General features: G+C 39.9%; 1 protein-coding gene. It reads right to left on the reverse strand.

Annotated features, from left to right (window positions below; genetic code table 11):
* On the reverse strand, positions 1–331 hold a 331-nt coding region (locus AB4507_RS21180), incomplete at its 3' end, for a sodium:solute symporter family transporter (RefSeq protein WP_408063634.1).
* Positions 332–649 lie beyond the last annotated feature (318 nt).

Genomic DNA, 649 nt, shown 5'->3' on the forward strand with positions numbered 1-649 from the left:
CAAAACGCATACGAATCGCTTCAATTACCGTCACAACACGCAGTTGACGGAACTTCGGAGCGAAGTAAAGGTAGTTCATTAGGTAACCGAATGCGTTCGCGATGAAGATAATCGCTACGGCAAAGCCATCGGTAAAGGCTTTACCTGCTGCACCAGTAAATGTCCAAGCACTGAACTGGGTCATAAATGCGGTTGCACCTACCATCCACCACAGCATATTACCTCCCCCACGGAAGTAATCACTTGTCGTACTTGTAAACGTTCGAAACATCCACCCTATCGCAATTAAGAATAGGAAGTAGATGCCAACTATCAGGGTATTGAGTTCCATCGTTAGACCTTTTATTTATGTTTTTTTGTTGAGGTCACTATAAATAAATGGCAAGTATATTTGTACTACAATAATCCAAATACGTGACAATGATCTTACAGTCTGACACTCAATTAATCATACAAGTGATCGAGTTCAAAGTTGCACCACCTAGGAGCGCAATTCCTCAAGTCAGTGCAGTTATCCGCACTAAATTTCGACCAAAACCCCGAAAAACATGAACAAAGTCTCTAAAAATCGAAGATTCATCGAAAAAAACTATTATTCTTGACGATCAAAGCTTAAAGAAGAGCAGCAAAAATATCGTTAGATATAATT

Source organism: Vibrio sp. 10N.222.54.A3 (assembly GCF_041474095.1).
Lineage (GTDB): Bacteria > Pseudomonadota > Gammaproteobacteria > Enterobacterales > Vibrionaceae > Vibrio > Vibrio crassostreae_C.